Here is a 19,788-nt window from a genome sequence, read left to right as displayed (position 1 = left end):
AAACAATCAAAATGACAATATCTAAATTTTTAAAAACGGCATCAGTATTAGCATTATTTGCTGTTTCTACACAGTCTTGTGTGCAAGATAATGAATGGGATATCCCACCGATTGCTTGCGAGAATAAATTCAACGCTGCTACAATCACTTTAGCAGATTTTGTGAAAAAGGCTCCACTATTTGGTACTTATACCATCCCTGCCGATAGTGCAGAGGTTATCGTGGAAGGATATGTAGTTTCTTCAGATGAGCACGGTAATTTTTACAATACCATTTCTATCCAAGATAAACCAGAAAATCCAACAGTTGGTCTGCAGATAGAAACCAGAAAAGTGAACAATTACTCGGATATGCCGGTAGGAGCAAAGATTAGAATCCGTGCCAATGGATTGGTATTGGGTACAGATAGAGGTGTGAAAAAACTCGGTTCTGTGGATCCAAGCTATGCCATCGGAAGAATTCCAGACATTCAGTTCAGAAATTATGTATCTGGTGTATGTGAGAACGGAAAAATGGTAGTAGAACCTATAGTTCCGCTTCAGTTGCCTAGCCTTTCAGCAGCTCAGGATGTTAAGTATATCAATATGCTTGTTTCTGTGCCTAATGTACAGTTTGCTAATTCTGAAGTAGGTAAAACTTTTGTAGAACTCAACCCAGCTACGGATACAGACAGAGTAATAGAAGATATTACGGGAGGAACTAGCGTGCTGAGAAATTCAGGATATTCTACCTTTGGTGCTACAAAAATCCCAGAAGGCAATGGTACACTTACTTTTGTAGTGAGCAGATACAACACCAGCTGGCAAATGCTTATCAGAAGCTTAGATGATGTTCAGTTCACAGGAAATAGAGTTTTGATAAGGCTTTTGGGTGGAAGTAATCTAGAGTATAAAACCAGTTTTACGGAAAACTTTACATCTTATGATTTGGCAAATCTTAATAACCCTACTTACTATAATTATGCCGTAGAAGGCAATAGACATTGGGCGGTGAAGAGTTTCCAAAGTAATAAATACTTAGAACTATCTGCTTATCTTGCAACTTCTAATGTTATCACATATTTTGGTATTCCAGCAGAATTTACAGGAAGCTCTAAATTGTCTTTTAAAACTAAAGATGGCTTCAATAATGGTGATGTTTTGAAGGTTTATTATAGCACAAGTTATACACCAGGCAGTTTTGTAGATCCTTCTAAGTTTGTGGATATTACGGGTAAATTTACCATTGCAAAAGGCTCTACTGCTACCTACGCTAGTAGTTTCACAGATAGTGGTGAGTACACTATTCCTGCTACGGGTAAAGGTTTTATCTTCTTTGAATACAAAGGCAAAGGAAGTAGAACACTTACAACCACGATGCAGCTAGATGATATTAAGTTACAATAATCCCTAAAATTTAAAATATCCTAAAATGAGACTGTGTTTGCAGTCTCATTTTTTTATTATATTTTTCCATAAAAAAACTTAAATTTGCACACTATACGCAATTTCAATGAAAAACATACGCAATTTTTGCATTATCGCACATATCGACCACGGAAAATCTACCCTTGCGGATAGACTTTTGGAATATACCAATACCGTGAGCCAAAGAGAGTTGCAAGCACAAACTCTTGATGATATGGACCTAGAAAAGGAAAGAGGAATTACCATAAAATCTCACGCCATCCAAATGGACTATGAGTACAAGGGCGAAAAATATGTCCTCAACCTCATCGATACGCCTGGGCACGTGGATTTCTCCTATGAAGTTTCCCGTTCTATTGCAGCGTGCGAGGGAGCATTGCTCATCGTAGATGCTGCACAAAGCATTCAGGCACAGACCATTTCCAACCTTTATTTGGCATTGGAAAACGACTTGACGATTATTCCAATTTTGAATAAAATAGACCTTCCTTCTGCCAATCCAGAAGAAGTAACCGATGAGATTATGAACCTCCTCGGATGCGAGTACGAAGATGTTCTTCGCGTTTCTGGAAAAACAGGAGAGGGCGTTCACGAGCTTTTAGAACAAATCGTAGAGCGTATTCCTGCACCGAAAGGTAACCCAGATGGACCACTTCAAGCCTTGATTTTTGACTCCGTGTTCAATCCTTTTAGAGGAATTGAAGCCTACTTTAAGGTGGTGAATGGAAGCATCAAAAAAGGTGAAAAGGTGAAGTTTATGGCAACAGACAAAACCTATGAAGCCGATGAGGTAGGAACGCTTAAACTGAAACAAGCTCCTAAAAAAGAAATCACCTGTGGCGATGTGGGATACATTATTTCTGGGATTAAAGACGCCAGAGAGGTAAAAGTGGGCGATACCATTACCAGTGTAGAAAAACCTGCCGATGCTCCTATTGAAGGATTTGAAGAGGTGAAACCAATGGTTTTCGCGGGGATTTACCCTGTAGAGTCAGAAGATTTTGAAGAGCTGAGAACTTCTTTGGAAAAATTGAGATTGAACGATGCTTCTTTGGTCTTCGAGGCAGAAAGTTCTGCCGCCTTGGGCTTTGGTTTCCGATGTGGTTTCCTAGGGATGCTTCATATGGAAATCGTTCAGGAACGCTTGGACAGAGAGTTTAATATGAATGTCATCACCACCGTTCCCAATGTATCTTACCACGGCTATTCTAAGAAAGACCCAGAAACGCCTATTTTGATTAACAACCCATCGGAGATGATAGACCCTACGCTTTTGGATAGGGTAGAAGAGCCTTACATCAAAGCTTCTATCATTACAAAATCCGATTTTGTAGGAGCCGTAATGACGCTGTGTATCGAGAAACGAGGGGAAATTGTGAATCAATCTTACCTAACTTCCGACCGCGTGGAATTGATTTTCAATATGCCACTATCAGAGGTAGTATTTGATTTTTACGATAGGCTGAAATCCATTTCCAAAGGTTATGCCTCGTTTGATTATCACCCGATAGGTTTCCGTGCTTCCAAACTGGTGAAGATGGATATCCTCATCAATGGCGATATGGTAGATGCTCTTTCATCATTAATCCACGATAGTAATGCCTATAGCATTGGTAAAAAGATGTGTGAAAAGCTTCGTGAACTGATACCAAGACAGCAGTTTGATATTGCTGTACAGGCAGCTCTCGGAACGAAGGTTATCGCCAGAGAAACCATCAAAGCCCTAAGAAAAGATGTAACGGCAAAATGTTATGGTGGGGATATTTCTCGTAAACGAAAACTCCTCGAAAAGCAGAAAGAAGGAAAGAAAAAAATGAAGCAAATCGGGCGAGTAGAAGTACCGCAATCAGCATTTATGGCGGTGTTGAAACTGAATGATTAGAGCAGCCGGCAACCAATAAATATAAAATTTAAGCTATGTCTTCAAATGTAAGAATTAATATAGAAAATTTCCGTGCCATCCGTAAGGCGGAAATCAAAATAGATGGGATAACTCTTGTAGCAGGAGAAAACGGAAGTGGTAAGAGTACGCTTTCTAAATTATTATACTTTTTGTATAAAACGGTTTCTAATTATGAGTCTATAGTAGATAACCAGTTAATAGGTAAATTAAATTCTATATTACTTTATCTTGAAATTCTCATACAAGAAAGTAAACTACCCCAAAGAGATAGAAGAGAAATAAGAGAAGATATTAGAAAGATAAGAAGAAATACTTCATATCAAGATTGGGTGAGCTTAATTGATAAAATTGAGCACTTATTCACAGAGTATAATGTTCTAGATGTAGATAATCCTAGATGGAATAGAATAATCAAGATTACAGAAGATGTACTAGGAGATAATATATCTGAAGAAAAAGGGTTTGAAAAAATACAAGAATTTATTACAAATCAATTTAAGGAAGCTGATGGTAAAAAGCAATCTAGACCTATTTCTTTATTCATCAATGAACTTTCTAAGGAGTTTTCAGGCAGTAAATTACCTAGTCGGTTTGAGGTTCTTGAGTTTAATGATATTATCGTCTCTTTGAGTAAAAGTAATTTATCGATTCCTTATACTATAAGAAATTGTGTATATATAGATACACCTATGAGTATTACTGTGGAAGATAAAAATACACATTGGGATGATTTGAATATATTATTAAGTGATAGTAATAAAAATAATATTAGTGAAGATATAGAGGATATTTCTAAAATTATCAATGGAGATGTTTATATAGAGGATGATTTATTTGATGATGATTTCAAGTATAAAAGAATAGATGGAAAAACTTTTGACTTATTGGATGTAGCCACAGGGATTAAAGCCTTTTCTATTTTGCAATTATTATTGAAAGGGGGGCATCTCACTAAGAATACTTTGCTTATTATAGATGAACCAGAATCCAACCTGCACCCTCAATGGATTGTAGAATATGCAAGAATTATTGTAAAATTGAACAAACATTTGGGCGTGAAATTCGTTTTAGCAAGTCATAATCCTGATATGGTGAGTGCTATTCGCTATATCTCCGAAAAAGAAGGAATATTAGATAATGTTAATTTCTATCTTGCCGAAAGAGAAAAAGAGACATTTACTTATAATTATAAGGATTTAGGAAAGGAAATTGATCCTATTTTTGGCTCATTTAATATTGCATTAGATAGAATAAACCAATACGGAGGAGGAGATGAAGTATGATAAACAGAAAACAATAAATCATCCTGTTTCTACTACTTATCCTTGTTGTATTCAAGATTTTAATGAAGTAGTGAAGAATGAAGATAAATCTTTATCGCAAATACCTAATTTATTGAATGATGTAGATGTTTTGAATTTAGATTGTGCTAAGGATAAAAAATCAATAGAGGTAGGAGAAGAAAGACCAAAATCAATGGATATTACTTTTGCTATATCTGAGAATAATAATAGTGAAATGGTTTTGGTGGATTTCAAACTTAATTTCATAAATCCTGATAATTTAAGTAGAGAAAACTTAGTAAAAAAAGTAAATGATTCTATTGTTTTTTTAGGTAATTCAATTCCTATACATAATGAACATATTTTTGTATTTCAGCATAATAAAGTGCAACAAGCAATAAACAGATTGCAAAGAATGATTCCTAAAATACCTAACAACTATGTTGCAATGGATTTGCAAGACCTGATAAATAACTATTTTAAGAAATATCAAAGTACCACAATCAGCATTTATGGCGGTGTTGAAACTGAATGATTAGAGATTCATTACATTGATAAATTTAAAAAATCCATAGAAGTTTTTCTGTGGATTTTTTGTTTTCATTACTTATTTGTTTTCAAAAGGACGTTGTTCTAAATAAACCTTATGATTTAAGCTTTCCTGCAATTGCATTTTGTTTCAAACAAGTTGTGGGGCTATACATACGCTTGCATTTTATGACAAACATCATTGTTTGGGCTTTCTTGCGGCTGCATTTTATTTCAAACAAGTTGCGGGGCTTTACATACGCTTGCATTTTATGACAAACATCATTGTTTGGGCTTTCCTACAGTTGCATTTTGTTTCAAACATAATGTGTGGAATAAAATTCAATTGAAATTACTTTGAAATAATTTTATTTGTGATGATTTTTCAATATTTTACATTGTATATTGAATATTCATTGATTTATTAGAAATAATCAATATATAAATCTTGCTAAAAAGTGCACAATAAAAAATTACTCCTTTTTACACTAGGCTGTTTTTATCGGCGTAATTGAGCTTGAAGAAAATAGCCGTCATTATGGAAAATGCCAAAAGGGAACTTCCACCATAGCTGAAATACGGCAATGGAATCCCTACCGTAGGGAAAAGCCCCATCACCATCCCAATATTAATGGTAAAATGCAACAGTAAAATAGAAGCGAAAGAATAGCCAAACACCCTATTGAAAACGGTTTTTTGGGTTTCGGATAAATAATAAATCCTACCGATATAGATGGCATAGGCAATAATCAGGATAGTACTTCCTAAGAAGCCCCACTCTTCGCCCACGGTGCAAAAGATATAGTCGGTCTGTTGCTCTGGCACAAATTTCCCCTTCGTTACAGAGCCTTGCTGATAACCTTTTCCAAAGAAGCCACCAGAGCCTATCGCCGTTTTAGAATACAAAAGATTATACCCCGAAGTATCTCTAAACGCTTTTTCACCTTTATAAAGGACCTCTATTCTTTCTCGCTGATGTTTCGGAAGCTTTTCTAATACCGTAGGCGTAGCCAATGCCAAAGCAGATAGCACGCCCACTACCCCCACAATGGAAGATATGGTAATAATATTCCAACTGATTCTACTTTGATTGAATAAAATCAAAATTCCAACTAATGATACCATCCCTAAAATCACATACCACGGATTAATAGCAATGGAGGTAAGAAATACCGCTGCAAAAATGGCAACTACACCAAAGACCCAGCCACTCAATCCTTCGCGATATAAAGCAATAACAAACGCCCCAAAAACCAATAGAGAACCTACATCTGGAATGGCTAATACCACCACCGCAGGAATCCCAATGATGAGAATGGAGGTCCATAGTGATTTTTTATACTTTAAATTAAAATCTGGATTGGCAACATAGTTGGACAACATCAGGGCGGTACCTATCTTCGCAAACTCTACAGGCTGCATTGTAATACTCCCGAATTTATACCAGTTTTTCTGTCCAAGAATTTCAGTTCCGAAAGGAAATAAACCCACTAAAAGCAATACGCCACCAATGTAAAAAATTCCCGCAAGATTCTCAAAAAACTTAGTTCTCGTTACGAAAATAATGAACCCTACCACCAGAGAAATACAGAAAAATATCAATTGTTTTTTTCCGAGCTCTGCCTCCACACTGTAGATATTTGCAATCGCGAAGATGCAAATCATCATATACAGCCCAAGTCCCAATTTATCCAATCCTTGTGTCCAGTTCATTGTTTTTTATTGGCGTTTATTATTATTTTTGATTGGGGTTATCTTATTATTCTTCAGCAATATTTTTAGAGAATCTCTTCTTTTGATGAGGTTTTCTCTTTTCTTTTGGTCTGTTACCATTTTCAGGCTATCCTCTATGGAAACTATTTTTAGAGAGTCTTTGTTAGGTTCTTTATAAAGCCCCTTTCTCTTCTGGTCTGCAATCCATTGTCTGCGGTATTCAGGCATAAAGCTGGCATTCACCATTTTTTTATAAAGATGCTCACGCTTCAAGGTTCCCGTTAGATACTTTTCTGCAATTACCGTACTGGCAGGTCCCGCCCAAGTTGCTCCAAAACCAGCGTGTTCCATCAGTGCTACAACGACTATTTTAGGCTTATCCGCAGGAGCTATTAATACAAACACCGAGTTGTCTTTCCCTTGCGGCACTTGTGCTGTACCCGTCTTTGCCAATTGAGTAAACTCTGTGGAGCGAAGCCCCCTTGCGGTTCCTGCTAAGACCACTTGTTCCATTCCTTTCAATACAGATTCATAATGCTTGGCATCTACCAATGTTTTTTTCTTTTCTTTAAAGCGAGGGTCAGGATTTGGTTTTCCATCAATAGATTTCACTATGTGAGGCGTATAAAACCATCCTCTATTGGCAATAGCGGCCACGCCATTGGCTAACTGAAGTGGTGTAAGCATCACATCGCCTTGTCCCATTCCATTAAAAACAGCTCCTGTGGTGAGAGGATTCCATTTTTTAGGGTCTGCTTTTGAGCCACTTGCCTTATAGATGGCAGCCATTCTTTTTTCATAAAACTCCCCATTAGGGATTCTTCCCTTCACGCCCGTTGCAAGGTCGTTGTTCAAGTATGTTCCGAAGCCGAAACTTTCCATTATTTTTTTCCATTCATCCACACCTTTGGACGGATTGCCAGGGTATTTATTGACCATCGCCAAGAAGGCATATGAAAAGTAACAGTTGCTGGATACTTTAATGGCGGGTATCAGCGGGTCTGCACCACCGTGCCCTTTGATTCTAAGTCCTTGGTAATTAAATCCTCCACCGCAAGGGAAAATGGTTTTATCCGTCATTACACCCATTTGCATTCCTGCCAAAGCGGTAAACATTTTGAATGTAGAACCAGGCATATGGGCAGATTGTGTAGAGCGGTCAAACATTGGAGTATTAAAATCATCTCTCAGCAATTGATTGATATGTTTAGATTTATCTGGCCCTGCAAAGAGATTAGGGTCTATATCTGGTCCTGTTGCCAAAACAAGAATCTCCCCGTTATTAGGGTCTAATGCTACTATGGCTCCTCTTTTGTTCACCAGCATTTCCTCTGCCATCTTCTGCAAATCATAGTCTATGGTAAGGGTAATGTCTTTACCAGAAACCACTTCTCTATCCAATTCTCCATTTTTATAAGAGCCGATGCTTCTCAGTTTGATATCTTTCTGAACATACTTTACGCCTTTTATCCCTCTCAGTTCTTTTTCGTAGGATTTTTCCACCCCAGATTTCCCGATGTTATCACCAGGGAGGTAATAGAGGGAATCTTTTTTGATGTCATTTTCTCCCACTTCATTGGTATAGCCTAGTAGGTTTCCAGAGGTGGAAACTTCGTATTGTCTCTGAGGGCGTTCTACGATACTGAAGGCAGGATATTTAAAGATGATTTCTTGGATACGGGCAATCTCCTCTCGGGTGATGTTTTTCATAAAAGTCATCGGGGTGACGCGAGAGTAGTATTTTTCTTTTTTAATAGTCTTAATCCTTTGAATAAAATCCTCTTTGCTGATGTTCATCAGTTTACAAAAACCAATGGTATCAAAATCTGGTTTTAATAAAGCTTGGGTAAAGGATATTTCGTATGAAGGCATATTACTCACCAAGATTCTTCCATTTCTATCCAAAATAATCCCACGCTGTGGGATAGTGTACTCTATTTTGATGGAAGTATTGGCGGCATTCAGGGCATATCGGTCTGTGAACAGCTGTAAATAAGCAAGCCTTGCGATAAAGATTACAGCAAGGACGGATAAAACGATGGTAATTTTAAGATACTGAGATTTCACACTTTTTGCTTGATTTTAAATGCTAAGGCATAAACCAAAATAAACACAAATGATATAAGACTAGAGGCTAAAATATTGAAAAAGACTTCAAAAAATCGGCTAAGTTTAAAAAACTCAATATACTGTACAATCATTTGATGCAAAAAAATACTGGAAAGTATGAAAAATAAAAACTGAGACCATTGCAAAGTAAGAAAAGAGAAAAAATCTGTGGAGGTATCCGTAGATGTTCTGAAAATAATGGTTCTAAAATACGCAATGGCTGTGGTAGCAAAGGCGTTGATTCCCCAAGTTCCAAGAAAAGCATCAATGCTTAGCCCTAAAACAAAACTTAAACCTAAGAATACAAATCTATTTCTGAAAAAAGGGTAAAACATCACAAACGCAGGATAAAGCACGGGGGTGTACTTCCCAAATAGCGTAATTCTATTGAGAACAAATATCTGTAACGCTACCAAGACAGCGATTACCAATAGGTCGGTTGCAATATTTCTGCTAATCATTTTTCTTCAATGCGGCGTTTAGGGTATCTTGTATTTTATCAATCTCTTTTTTCTTTAGGTTTCTCACAACATAGACTTTGCTAAGGTTCCCCATAGACTCGCTCAGTTCCACCGAGATATCCCAAAACCCTGTCTTGCTATCCACCTGATAACCGGCTACTTTACCTATCATAATGCCTTGTGGAAAGATGGAAGACTTACCATCTGTAATCACAGTATCACCTACTTTTAGAGGAACATATTTGGGAATATCGGAAAGGTGCATCAATCGAGCATCATCTCCTCTCCAAGTGAGCGTCCCGAAATGCCCAGAGTTTTTCAGTGCGGCATTGATTTTTATCTTATTGGTACTTAGTATAGACTGTACCAAGGCATAGCGTTCTGTATGATTAACCACAATTCCTGCTATTCCCCTAGGAGAAATAACACCCATCTGAGGCCCTACACCGTGAAGTTTACCTCTGTTGATGGTGAAATAATTGTCCTTCCTATTGATACTGTTATAAACAATCTCTCCATCAATGATATTAAACACCTGTCCACCTCCTATAGTATCGTGCACATTTCTTATTACAGCTCTTCCTCCACCTTGTTTTCCATAGAGTTGCTCCATCAGCTCCTTATTCTGTACTACCAATTGTTCATTGATTTCCTTCAATTTCAGATAAGATGTTCCCTCATCTATATAGCCTGAAACGGTGGAATTGAACGCTGCCGTTTGCCCAGCCATCCAACTCTGCTGCATAGAATTTCTACTGAAAATGAGCAACAATGCTACAAGCTGTAAGAAGATGAAGAAAACAAACAATGCATTCTTTGAAAACAATCTCAACAGAAAACCCATCCCAAAAACCGTAAGCCGTTAAAAAAAATTATTTAATCAAGAAGTTGAATTTATCAATATTTTTAAGAGCAATACCCGTACCTCGTACTACCGCTCTTAGTGGGTCTTCCGCTACAAATACCGGTAAATCTGTTTTTCTGCGAAGCCTTTCATCCAAACCTCTTAGCAAGGCACCACCTCCTGCAAGATAAATCCCTGTTTTGTAGATATCTGCAGCCAGTTCTGGCGGTGTAGATGCCAATGTTCTCATCACAGCTTCTTCTATTCTGCTGATGGACTTATCTAATGCTTTGGCAATTTCTTTGTAGCCTATTGTGAGTTCTTTCGGTTTACCCGTAATCAAATCCCTACCTTGTACAGAGATGTCTTCCACTTCTATATCCAACTCGCTCATTGCAGAGCCTACTTCTATCTTGATTCTCTCCGCTGTTCGCTCTCCCACATAGAGGTTATGCTGCTCTCTAAGATAGTAGGCAATATCATCGGTAAATACATCTCCTGCAATTTTTACAGATTCATCACAAACAATACCACCCAAAGATACCACAGCAATCTCCGTAGTACCACCACCTATGTCAATAATCATATTTCCCTCTGGTTTTTGCACATCTATACCCACCCCAATAGCGGCTGCCATTGGCTCATAGATAAGACGCACCTCTTTGGCATTTACTTTTTGGGCGGAATCTCTTACTGCTCTCTTTTCCACCTCGGTAATTCCTGATGGAATACAAATCACGATACGAAGTGCAGGTTGAATCAATTTTCCTTTAATTCCTGGAATTTGTTTAATAAATTCCTTTATCATATGCTCCGAAGCGTGGAAGTCTGCAATCACTCCATCTTTCAGTGGGCGAATGGTTTTAATATCCTCGTGAGTCTTCCCTTGCATATGCTTTGCCTGCTCTCCTACTGCAATAGGCTTGCCTGTAGAACGCTCTATTGCCACAATAGAAGGCTGGTCTATAACGATTTTATTGTTGTGTATAATCAGTGTGTTAGCTGTCCCTAAGTCAATTGCAATCTCTTGCGTGAACATATCAAATAATCCCATTTTTGTTCGAAGTTTATTAAGTTTACAAAGATATAAATTTAGATTTTTCTGAAAAAACTATCTCCTAATATTTTTGGTTAAAATTTTTCCTTGTGGTAAAGATGTAGAAAAAATCCACTGAATTTTCAGTAGATTTATAAAAATTTTGTTAGTATATGTTTTTTCTGCTTTTGTAGTAGGAAAGTGCTTAATGTATTGAAGTTTTGTGAGTTGAATGTTACAGAATATAAGTCAGTCAATAAACTAAAAAAGTGTTCAGTCTTTTCTTTGGACTTGTCTTCCAAAATCATAAAGTCATAATCATATATTCTTTGACTACTTTTATCTTTTGAGTTGATTTTAATGGAATCGTGCTCAAATTGATTTTCAGAAATAAATAGCGTTTTATCTTTTTCTACCAGCAATACCATATTTTTCTTCACGAGTTGTTCGTTTGTAGAATCTCTCTTGTATTTCATAGTATAAACCATCTTGTGATTTTGACTAAATAAAATATTACAAATCAAAACCAAACTCATTAATAACAACTTTTGTTTCATAATTCCGTATTTTTAGATATTATAATGTTACTAAGTGCTTGTAAATATACTTATTTCTAAAATAACTCACAATCCAAGCACGGAAACTTTCCAAATTATCCTTATTTTCGCTTTTTAAAAATCTTTACCGATGAAAAATAAAACATTACTACACACATTGCTCTTGTTGCTGATGGCTTTACCCTTTGTATTGGGATGCAAAAAGAAAGATTACCCCATCACCAAAGCAACTCCTGTAGAGATAGACTCTATTGCAGCACATTACTACGAGCAATATCTGAAAATGTTCCCTTTGGAAGCTACCAATCAGGGAGATGCCCGATACAATGATTTGCTACCCATAGACATTGATAAAGATTTTATCTCGGGCGAAATAGCCTTCTACAATGATGTTTTGAACCAAATGAAAAATGTAGATTATGCCAGCCTTCCCGATGATAAAAAAGTAATCTACGATGTTCTAGAAAACACTCTGAAAGATAAGATAGAAAAATACAACCACCATCCAGAGTACATCCCCTTTACGCAGTTTGGAGGGTTGCCATTAGATTTTCCTCTGTTGGGAAGCGGCGAAGGTTCACAGCCTTTTAACAATGAGAAGGATTATGAAAACTGGCTCAAAAGAATGCAACAATTCCCCCTCTGGATGGATGCTGCAATAGAAAATTTCCGCGAAGGAATGAAAAACAACATCGTCCTTCCCAAGACACTTGTTGTAAAAATGATTCCACAGATGAGGGCTGAGGAAGTAACATCCAAAAACAGGGAGACCAATATTTTCTACGGTGCTATCAGAAAGTTTCCAAAATCAATATCTGCGGCATCTCAACAAAAATTAACCAATGAATACCGTGCCACTATTGAAGGGAAAATTATCCCCGCCTATCTCAAAATGGCAGACTTCTTGGAAAAAGAATATTTACCAAAAGGGAGAGAAACCTCTGGCTACAACGCCCTACCTAATGGGAATGATACTTACCGATACTATGTAAGAAGCTGGACCACCACCAAAAAATCTCCAGAGGAATTGCACCAAATAGGTTTATCTGAAGTTGCCAGAATCCGAAAAGAAATGGAAGCTGTAAAACAGACCTTAGGCTTTAAAGGTAGTTTGGAAGAGTTTTTAATTCACATCAAAACCGACCCCAAGGCAATGCCTTACATCTCTTCTAAAGAAGTATTAGACGCTTTCCAAGGGATTCTTGCTAAGATTTCGCCAAAGGTAAAAACAATGTTTACCAACCTGCCCAAAACCAGCTTTGAAATAAGACAAACCGAAAAGTTTCGTGAAGCCTCAGCAAGTGCAGAATACAAACCTGGAACTCCAGACGGTAAACGCTCAGGTATTTTCTACATCCCTTTGCCAGACCCTGCTAAATTTAACATCACTTCTGGTATGGAATCCCTCTTCCTGCACGAAGCCATTCCAGGGCATCATTATCAGGTTTCTTTGCAACAAGAAAATGAGGCGTTGCCTAAATTTATGAGATTTGGATGGATAGGAGCTTATGGCGAAGGCTGGGCATTGTACACAGAATCTTTAGGTAAAGAGCTGGGACTCTACAAAGACCCCTACCAAAAAATGGGAGCTTTGAGCGATGAAATGCTACGCTCTGTAAGGCTGGTGGTAGATACAGGATTGCACACAGGAGAGATGACAAGAGAAGAGGCAATAAAGTATTTCCTTAGCAATATTGCGTACGAAGAAAGTGCTGCCGTAGCGGAAATAGAACGCTATATGGCAATGCCAGGGCAAGCACTAAGCTACAAGACAGGTGCTATAAAAATACGAGAGCTGAGAACCCAATATGAAAAGTCATTAGGCTCTAAATTTAAACTATTCAGCTTTCACGATGAATTGCTCAACCAAGGTTGCTTGCCTCTAGAAGTACTAGAACGCAAAATGGCAAACTGGGCAAAGAAACAATAAAGCATATCGCTTAATGTTACAAACGAGGAATACCACAGAGTATTCCTCGTTTTTATTTCTTAATAACCTATTAGCCTCTTAATCTTTTAATCTCTTAGCTTTTCAATTGTCAATATAGTCGGGTTAAAACCCGACTTTTCCCAAAAGGCTTTAGCCAAATTAAAAAAATTGCAGGGTCTAGCACCATTCCAAGCGGGAAATAAAATCATTGTTTACAGCTTAAAGTCTATTATTGCGATTTGGATTAATCAAAAAGCATTGGTGTAATAAAATCATTTCCCTTCCCTCTTGCTGGGGAATATTCTCTGCCGTAGAAGATGATTTGAAGATGGAGTTTATTCCACGCTGCTTTGGGAAAGAGTTTTTTAGCATCTTTCTCAGTTTCCACTACATTCTTTCCAGAGGTCAGTTTCCATTGTGTCATCAGTCTATGGATATGCGTATCCACAGGGAATGCAGGAAATCCAAACGCTTGGCTCATTACTACAGAAGCCGTTTTATGCCCCACACCTGGCAACGCTTCCAAATCTTCGTAAGTCTGAGGAACAACTCCCTGATGCCGCTCCACCAAAAGCTCTGCCATAGCTTTTAGATTCTTAGCTTTGGAATTGGATAGTCCAATTTCCTTAATCAATTCTTTGATTTCAGCAGCATCTAATTTTGCCATTTTTTCTGGTGTATCTGCTACTTCAAAGAGCTTTGGTGTAATCTGGTTTACTTTCTTATCCGTACTCTGTGCAGATAGAGCCACGGCTACCAAAAGCGTATATGGGTCTTTATGATCCAATGGAATGGGAACCTCAGGGTAGAGTTTTTCCAGTTCCCGCATTACAATTTCCGCTCTTTGCTTTTTTGTCATAATAGATGTAAATTTGGACAAAAATACAGAAATATGATTAACATTGGAGATCAACTGCCAGATTTTGTAGCGAAAAATCAAGATGGAACAGAGGTAAAATCATCCTCTTTTTTAGGGGAAAAATTGGTGATTTTCTTTTACCCTCAGGCAAGTACCCCTACTTGTACCGTGGAGGCGTGCAATTTTAGAGATGGCTATGCAGAGCTTAGAGCGGCGGGGTATCAGATTTTGGGCATCTCTGCCGATGGAGAGAAAAAACAGAAAAACTTTCACGCCAAGCACGGCTTCCCATTTGATTTGATAGCCGATGAAAACAAAGAACTCGTGGAGCTATTTGGCGTATGGAAAGAAAAGAAGAACTTTGGTAAAACCTATATGGGGATTGTGAGAACCACTTTTGTTTTTGATGAGCAGGGCATTTGTGTTAGAATCATAGACAAAGTAAAATCCAAAGAAGCCACGGCACAGATTCTGGAAGGATAAAATATTTTGTTTCTTTATAGAAAAAAACTTCCCCAAAGAGCGTTTCTAACATTGCAAAAGGAACAAGCCTCCTTGAAAGGGAAAAAGTAAAAGATTATTTCCTTAAATTTGTAACCAATAGATACAATTAAAACAACAGTAATAAATGAAACTATTAGAAGGAAAAGTGGCCCTTGTTACCGGTGGAACTAGAGGCATCGGGAAAGGTATTGTGGAGGTTTTTGCAGCACAAGGGGCAAAGGTAGCATTCACTTATGCAGGGTCTGCGGACAAAGCAAAGGAAATAGAAAATGCTTTAAGTGGTATCACTCAAGTGAAGGCTTATCAGAGCGATGCATCAGATTTTGAAGCTTCTCAGAAATTGGTAGATGATGTCTTGGCAGAATTTGGTCAGATAGATATTTTGGTGAACAACGCTGGGATTACCAAAGATAATCTAATGCTCCGTATGTCCAAAGAAGATTGGGATACTATCATTAAGGTTAATTTGGATTCGGTGTTTAACCTAACCAAAGCAGTGATTAAGCCAATGATGAAGGCAAAAAGTGGTTCTATCATCAATATGACCTCTGTGGTAGGAGTGAAAGGTAACGCAGGGCAGGCCAACTATGCAGCCTCTAAAGCGGGGGTTATTGGTTTTACTAAGTCTATTGCGTTGGAGCTAGGTTCGCGAAATATCCGTTGCAATGCCATAGCACCAGGGTTCATAGAAACTGAAATGACAGCCGCATTAGATGAGAAAACCGTACAAGGATGGCGAGATGCGATTCCTCTAAAACGAGGTGGTCAACCAGAAGATGTAGCGAATGCGTGTGTATTCCTTGGTAGTGAGATGTCTTCATACATTTCGGGACAAGTCCTCAATGTAGATGGTGGAATGCTTACTTAAAGTTATTATAATATAGAAACGGAGATACTTTTTTGCATCTCCGTTTTTGTTTAAAATATAGCTAATGTTTTATTACCACTTATTTACACCTCATCTATAATTTGCATTATTTCTTTCACAGAATTGTTTAGCTCAAAAGGCATTTCATAGTTTTTCAGTTTTTCTTGATACACTTCAAAACTCTGTGGTTGTGTTAGAGCTTGTTTCATTCCTTGATAAATTCCTTGTTCGGAATTTTCTACAATGCATCCTAAATCTCCGTCTAACAACATTTCCCGAACGCCTGAAACATCGGTAGCGATGATGTTTTTCTTTAGTGTAATCGCCTCAAAAAGAACGGTAGGAAAACCCTCATATCGAGAGCTTAAAATATAGAAATCTGCTTTTTTGAAATAAGGATAAGGATTGTCTGTAAAGCCAAGCATTGTGGCGGTATCATCTACCCCCAGCTCGGATTTTAGTTTCTTAATATTCTCAAAATCATAACCATCGCCTGCGATAACTACCTTATGCGGAAAACCTTCATCTAAAAGCCTTTTGTGAACTTTCAGAAGCCTATCAAATCCCTTTTGTGGAAAAACAGTCCCTACAGAAAGGAAGGTTGGTTGAGGGTTGAGGGTTGAGGGTTGAGGGTTGGTAGAAAGTTCAGCATTTCGTTCTTCTTTTCCATCAGCGGACATCACCGATTTTTTCAAAATTTCATCGGTATCCAAAGGGTTATATATTCTTACAATGCGTTGTTTTTCATCTTCATTCTGAGCAAGGGTTTCAAAATCTTTTTGAATATGTTCAGAAATCACCATTACCCTATCGTATCCAAAGAATTTCCTTATTTCTTCATCGGTATAATTATGGAACTCTGTCTTTCTCAAGTCATTATGTATCCACACGATTTTTTTAGAGCTCTTCAATGGAGAATTGAGAATCTCATCTCGAAAACCGTGGATGGCAGCAAATTCTACATCGTATTGTTTTCCTTTTAGGATGCCATTATACAGTAGTTTGGGAAACTTTTTCAGCAAAGCTTGATAAAGCACCCGAAAGGCTTTTTTAGGAATATCCTGCGGTCTATTGGTGGTAATCATTTCCCCTTTGTTCAGGTAAAGAACATTCACCCACTTCGGAACTTCATTCAAATATTTTCCAGAATAGAGGTTGAGCAAAAGGTCTATATCATACTTCTCCGCAGGGAGGTTTTTCAAAAATGTCACCAAGACTTTCTCGGCACCTCCGTGTCTTAGAGAGCCTATTCTGATGAGTATTTTTTTCTTTATTGCCATTTTATTCTAAAAAAGAGACTTTTCAATACTGATAAAGAAAAGTCTCTTGTTTTTAATTATTCAATTATGAATTGTTGGTTTCGTTTGAAACATCTTCTTCTTTCGGTGCTGTTGCCATAGGCTCTTCGGGAGCATTCTCCTCTACCACCGTAGAAACTGGGGTTTCTGTCAGCTCTGGGTCCCAAGCTCTTTTTCCAAAAATTTCTTCCAAATCTTCTCTGAAAATCACCTCTTTTTCCAAAAGTTTATTCGCCAAAGCGTCTAATTTTTCACGGTGAGAAGATAGTATCTCTATCGCTCTTTGGTATTGCGTTTCGATGATTTTAGAGATTTCTTCATCTATGACTCTTGCCGTCTGTTCAGAGTATGGTTTTCCGAAGCTGTATTCGCTTTGTCCAGAGCTATCGTAGTAAGAGATATTCCCCAGCTTATCATTCAGACCATAGATGGTAACCATTGCCTGAGCTTGTTTGGTAACGCGTTCCAAATCTGACAATGCCCCTGTAGAGATATTTCCGAAGACCACTTGCTCTGCCGCTCGCCCTCCTAGTGTGGCACACATCTCATCTAGCATTTGCTCAGTAATGGTAAGCTGTCTTTCTTCTGGCAAATACCAAGCGGCTCCCAAGGAACGCCCTCTCGGTACGATAGTTACCTTCAAAAGTGGTGCTGCGTGCTCTACAAGCCAAGAGATGGTAGCGTGCCCCGCTTCGTGATAAGCCACTCTTTTCTTCTCCGAAGGTTTGATGGCTTTATTTTTCTTTTCTAGTCCACCGATGATTCTATCCACCGCATCCAAGAAATCTTGTTTGGTAACGCTTTCGTGTCCTTTTCTGGCTGCCACAAGCGCGGCTTCATTACACACATTGGCAATATCGGCACCACTAAAGCCAGGGGTTTGTTTCGCCAAAAATTCTCTATCTACAGAGTCATCCAATTTAATTTTGGATAAATGCACATCAAAGATTTGTTTTCTCTCGTGCAATTCTGGTAAATCTACATAAATGGAACGGTCAAAACGCCCTGCTCTCATCAAGGCTTTATCCAAAATATCGGCACGGTTGGTAGCCGCCATTACAATCACATTGGTATCTGTGCCAAAACCATCCATCTCGGTAAGAAGCTGATTGAGCGTATTTTCTCTCTCATCATTCCCCCCCGTGATATTGCCTTTTCCTCTGGCTCTACCAATGGCATCTATCTCATCAATGAAAATAATCGCTGGAGATTTTGCTTTAGCCTGAGCGAATAAATCTCTTACTCTAGACGCGCCTACCCCTACAAACATTTCCACAAAATCTGACCCTGATAGGGAGAAAAACGGCACTTTTGCCTCTCCTGCTACGGCTTTCGCCAGAAGGGTTTTACCCGTCCCCGGAGGCCCTACTAATAATACCCCTTTCGGAATTTTACCTCCCAGCTTGGTATATTTTTCAGAGTTTTTAAGGAAATCTACCACTTCTTGTACTTCTTCTTTTGCACCTTCTAGCCCTGCTACATCTTTAAAAGTAACTTGGATGTTATTTTTTTCATCAAAGAGTTTTGCTCTAGACTTTCCTACGCTAAAAACTCCGCCACCGCCAGAGCCACCTCCTGCCATTCTTCTGAAGAGGAAAAAGTAAAATAGACCTAACATCGCCACCCAAATGAAAATGGAAAAGAACATCTCTGTAAGAGGGTTTTTCTCTTGACCGAAGTCCATCTTAGTTGTGATATTAGGATTATTTTTTTTAATCTCGTTATAACGCTCCTGGAAAAGTTTCAAATCCCCGAAGCTAAGAGAATAATCTGCTGTAGCCTGAGCAAAATCTAACGCTTTGAATGGCGAATTGTCTTGCTTTGAGGCATTAACGGACTTACTTTTTGCTTCTTGGGTAAGGTAAACATCAGCCTTATCGGTGTCTTTGTACACCATTACTTCTTTCACACTGCCAGACTGTACCAACTCATAAAACTGGTCTTCATCTATCTTCTGTCCCTCCGAGCCAGATAACATCGGCTGCAAGAATAAAAACAGCACTACGATGATGGCTATCGGGAAGAACCAATTAAATCCTTTATTGTTCATTATTATTTAGTTCAAAATTAGTTATAATACATCTTCTATGGTGGTGATTTTAGCATCGCCCCACAGCTCTTCTATTTCGTAATAATCTCGGGTTTGTGTCTGGAAAATGTGTACCACTACGGAGACATAGTCCATCAGAATCCACAAGGCGTTATCGGTACCTTCTACGTGCCAAGGGCGTTCTTTGAGCTCGTTTCTTACTTTTTTTTCCACATTCCCCGCAATGGCATTCACCTGTGTATTGGAGTTTCCACTACAGATGATAAAGGTCTCTGCCACGGAGTTTTCAATGTTTGATAAATCAAAAATTTTGATATCTTCACCTTTAGTATCTTGTATCGCTTCCACGATTTTTTCTATCAGTGCTTGTTTCTGTAAATTGCTGTTCATTTAAAATTGAGTATAATTTGCAAATTTATTGTTTTTTTGTGTATTTATC

At 38.1% G+C, this 19,788-nt stretch carries 17 protein-coding genes; 7 read left to right on the top strand and 10 right to left on the bottom strand.

From position 1 onward, the window contains the following. The first annotated feature begins 11 nt into the window (after positions 1 to 11). The 4 genes from ACFFUE_RS04800 (at position 12) to ACFFUE_RS04785 (ending at position 5,127) form a co-directional block, all read left to right on the top strand. A complete protein-coding gene (locus ACFFUE_RS04800) occupies positions 12 to 1,385 on the top strand; it encodes a M949_1556 family lipoprotein (protein ID WP_376833075.1) in 1,374 nt (457 codons plus the stop codon). Positions 1,386 to 1,491: 106 nt separating this feature from the next. After that, entirely contained in the window at positions 1,492 to 3,288 is a 1,797-nt protein-coding gene (gene lepA / locus ACFFUE_RS04795; protein ID WP_376833073.1) for a translation elongation factor 4, read from the top strand. Positions 3,289 to 3,323: 35 nt separating this feature from the next. After that, complete coding sequence (locus tag ACFFUE_RS04790; RefSeq protein ID WP_376833071.1) at positions 3,324 to 4,592, top strand: AAA family ATPase; 1,269 nt, start codon at positions 3,324 to 3,326, stop codon at positions 4,590 to 4,592. Next, a complete protein-coding gene (locus ACFFUE_RS04785) occupies positions 4,582 to 5,127 on the top strand; it encodes a hypothetical protein (RefSeq protein WP_376833069.1) in 546 nt (181 codons plus the stop codon). The genes ACFFUE_RS04790 and ACFFUE_RS04785 overlap by 11 nt, the downstream gene beginning before the upstream one ends. A 476-nt stretch (positions 5,128 to 5,603) precedes the next feature. Here ACFFUE_RS04785 and rodA read toward each other — a convergent pair whose 3' ends face one another. From rodA to ACFFUE_RS04755, 6 genes are all read right to left on the bottom strand, one after another. After that, on the bottom strand, positions 5,604 to 6,833 hold the full coding sequence (gene rodA / locus ACFFUE_RS04780; RefSeq protein ID WP_376833067.1) for a rod shape-determining protein RodA: 1,230 nt from the start codon (positions 6,831 to 6,833) through the stop codon (positions 5,604 to 5,606). Between the two features lie 6 nt (positions 6,834 to 6,839). After that, a complete protein-coding gene (locus ACFFUE_RS04775; protein ID WP_376833063.1) occupies positions 6,840 to 8,900 on the bottom strand; it encodes a peptidoglycan D,D-transpeptidase FtsI family protein in 2,061 nt (686 codons plus the stop codon). Then, positions 8,897 to 9,403: a rod shape-determining protein MreD gene (locus ACFFUE_RS04770; protein WP_376833061.1), complete on the bottom strand. Its 507-nt coding sequence runs from the start codon at positions 9,401 to 9,403 to the stop codon at positions 8,897 to 8,899. The genes ACFFUE_RS04775 and ACFFUE_RS04770 overlap by 4 nt, the downstream gene beginning before the upstream one ends. Beyond that, positions 9,396 to 10,247, bottom strand: coding sequence for a rod shape-determining protein MreC (gene mreC, locus ACFFUE_RS04765; RefSeq protein WP_376833059.1), 852 nt, complete (start codon positions 10,245 to 10,247; stop codon positions 9,396 to 9,398). The genes ACFFUE_RS04770 and mreC overlap by 8 nt, the downstream gene beginning before the upstream one ends. 28 nt (positions 10,248 to 10,275) lie before the next feature. After that, positions 10,276 to 11,301 carry a rod shape-determining protein gene (locus ACFFUE_RS04760; RefSeq protein WP_376833057.1) on the bottom strand — a complete coding sequence of 342 codons (1,026 nt, stop codon included), beginning with the start codon at positions 11,299 to 11,301 and terminating at the stop codon, positions 10,276 to 10,278. A gap of 134 nt (positions 11,302 to 11,435) precedes the next feature. Beyond that, positions 11,436 to 11,840, bottom strand: a complete 405-nt coding sequence (locus ACFFUE_RS04755; RefSeq protein WP_376833055.1) for a hypothetical protein — start codon at positions 11,838 to 11,840, stop codon at positions 11,436 to 11,438. Between the two features lie 130 nt (positions 11,841 to 11,970). Here ACFFUE_RS04755 and ACFFUE_RS04750 point away from each other — a divergent pair, with 130 nt between their 5' ends. Next, positions 11,971 to 13,770: a DUF885 domain-containing protein gene (locus tag ACFFUE_RS04750; protein ID WP_376833053.1), complete on the top strand. Its 1,800-nt coding sequence runs from the start codon at positions 11,971 to 11,973 to the stop codon at positions 13,768 to 13,770. A 244-nt stretch (positions 13,771 to 14,014) separates the two neighbouring features. Here ACFFUE_RS04750 and nth read toward each other — a convergent pair whose 3' ends face one another. Continuing rightward, positions 14,015 to 14,629: an endonuclease III gene (nth, locus tag ACFFUE_RS04745; protein ID WP_376833052.1), complete on the bottom strand. Its 615-nt coding sequence runs from the start codon at positions 14,627 to 14,629 to the stop codon at positions 14,015 to 14,017. 33 nt (positions 14,630 to 14,662) lie between these two features. Here nth and bcp point away from each other — a divergent pair, with 33 nt between their 5' ends. Both bcp and fabG read left to right on the top strand, forming a co-directional pair. Beyond that, entirely contained in the window at positions 14,663 to 15,112 is a 450-nt protein-coding gene (bcp, locus tag ACFFUE_RS04740) for a thioredoxin-dependent thiol peroxidase (protein ID WP_376833051.1), read from the top strand. 145 nt (positions 15,113 to 15,257) lie between these two features. Then, on the top strand, positions 15,258 to 16,001 hold the full coding sequence (gene fabG / locus ACFFUE_RS04735) for a 3-oxoacyl-[acyl-carrier-protein] reductase (protein ID WP_376833050.1): 744 nt from the start codon (positions 15,258 to 15,260) through the stop codon (positions 15,999 to 16,001). Between the two features lie 83 nt (positions 16,002 to 16,084). Here fabG and ACFFUE_RS04730 read toward each other — a convergent pair whose 3' ends face one another. The 3 genes from ACFFUE_RS04730 to rsfS form a co-directional block, all read right to left on the bottom strand. Continuing rightward, positions 16,085 to 17,281, bottom strand: coding sequence for a glycosyltransferase (locus ACFFUE_RS04730; protein WP_376833049.1), 1,197 nt, complete (start codon positions 17,279 to 17,281; stop codon positions 16,085 to 16,087). 64 nt (positions 17,282 to 17,345) lie between these two features. Beyond that, entirely contained in the window at positions 17,346 to 19,349 is a 2,004-nt protein-coding gene (gene ftsH, locus ACFFUE_RS04725) for an ATP-dependent zinc metalloprotease FtsH (protein WP_376833048.1), read from the bottom strand. Positions 19,350 to 19,370: 21 nt separating this feature from the next. Then, a complete protein-coding gene (gene rsfS / locus ACFFUE_RS04720; RefSeq protein ID WP_376833047.1) occupies positions 19,371 to 19,739 on the bottom strand; it encodes a ribosome silencing factor in 369 nt (122 codons plus the stop codon). Positions 19,740 to 19,788 lie beyond the last annotated feature (49 nt).

Source organism: Bergeyella porcorum, from assembly GCF_042427575.1.
Lineage (GTDB): Bacteria > Bacteroidota > Bacteroidia > Flavobacteriales > Weeksellaceae > Bergeyella > Bergeyella porcorum.
Note: the sequence above shows the minus strand (reverse complement) of the source record. Positions and strands in the feature narration are given on the sequence as shown.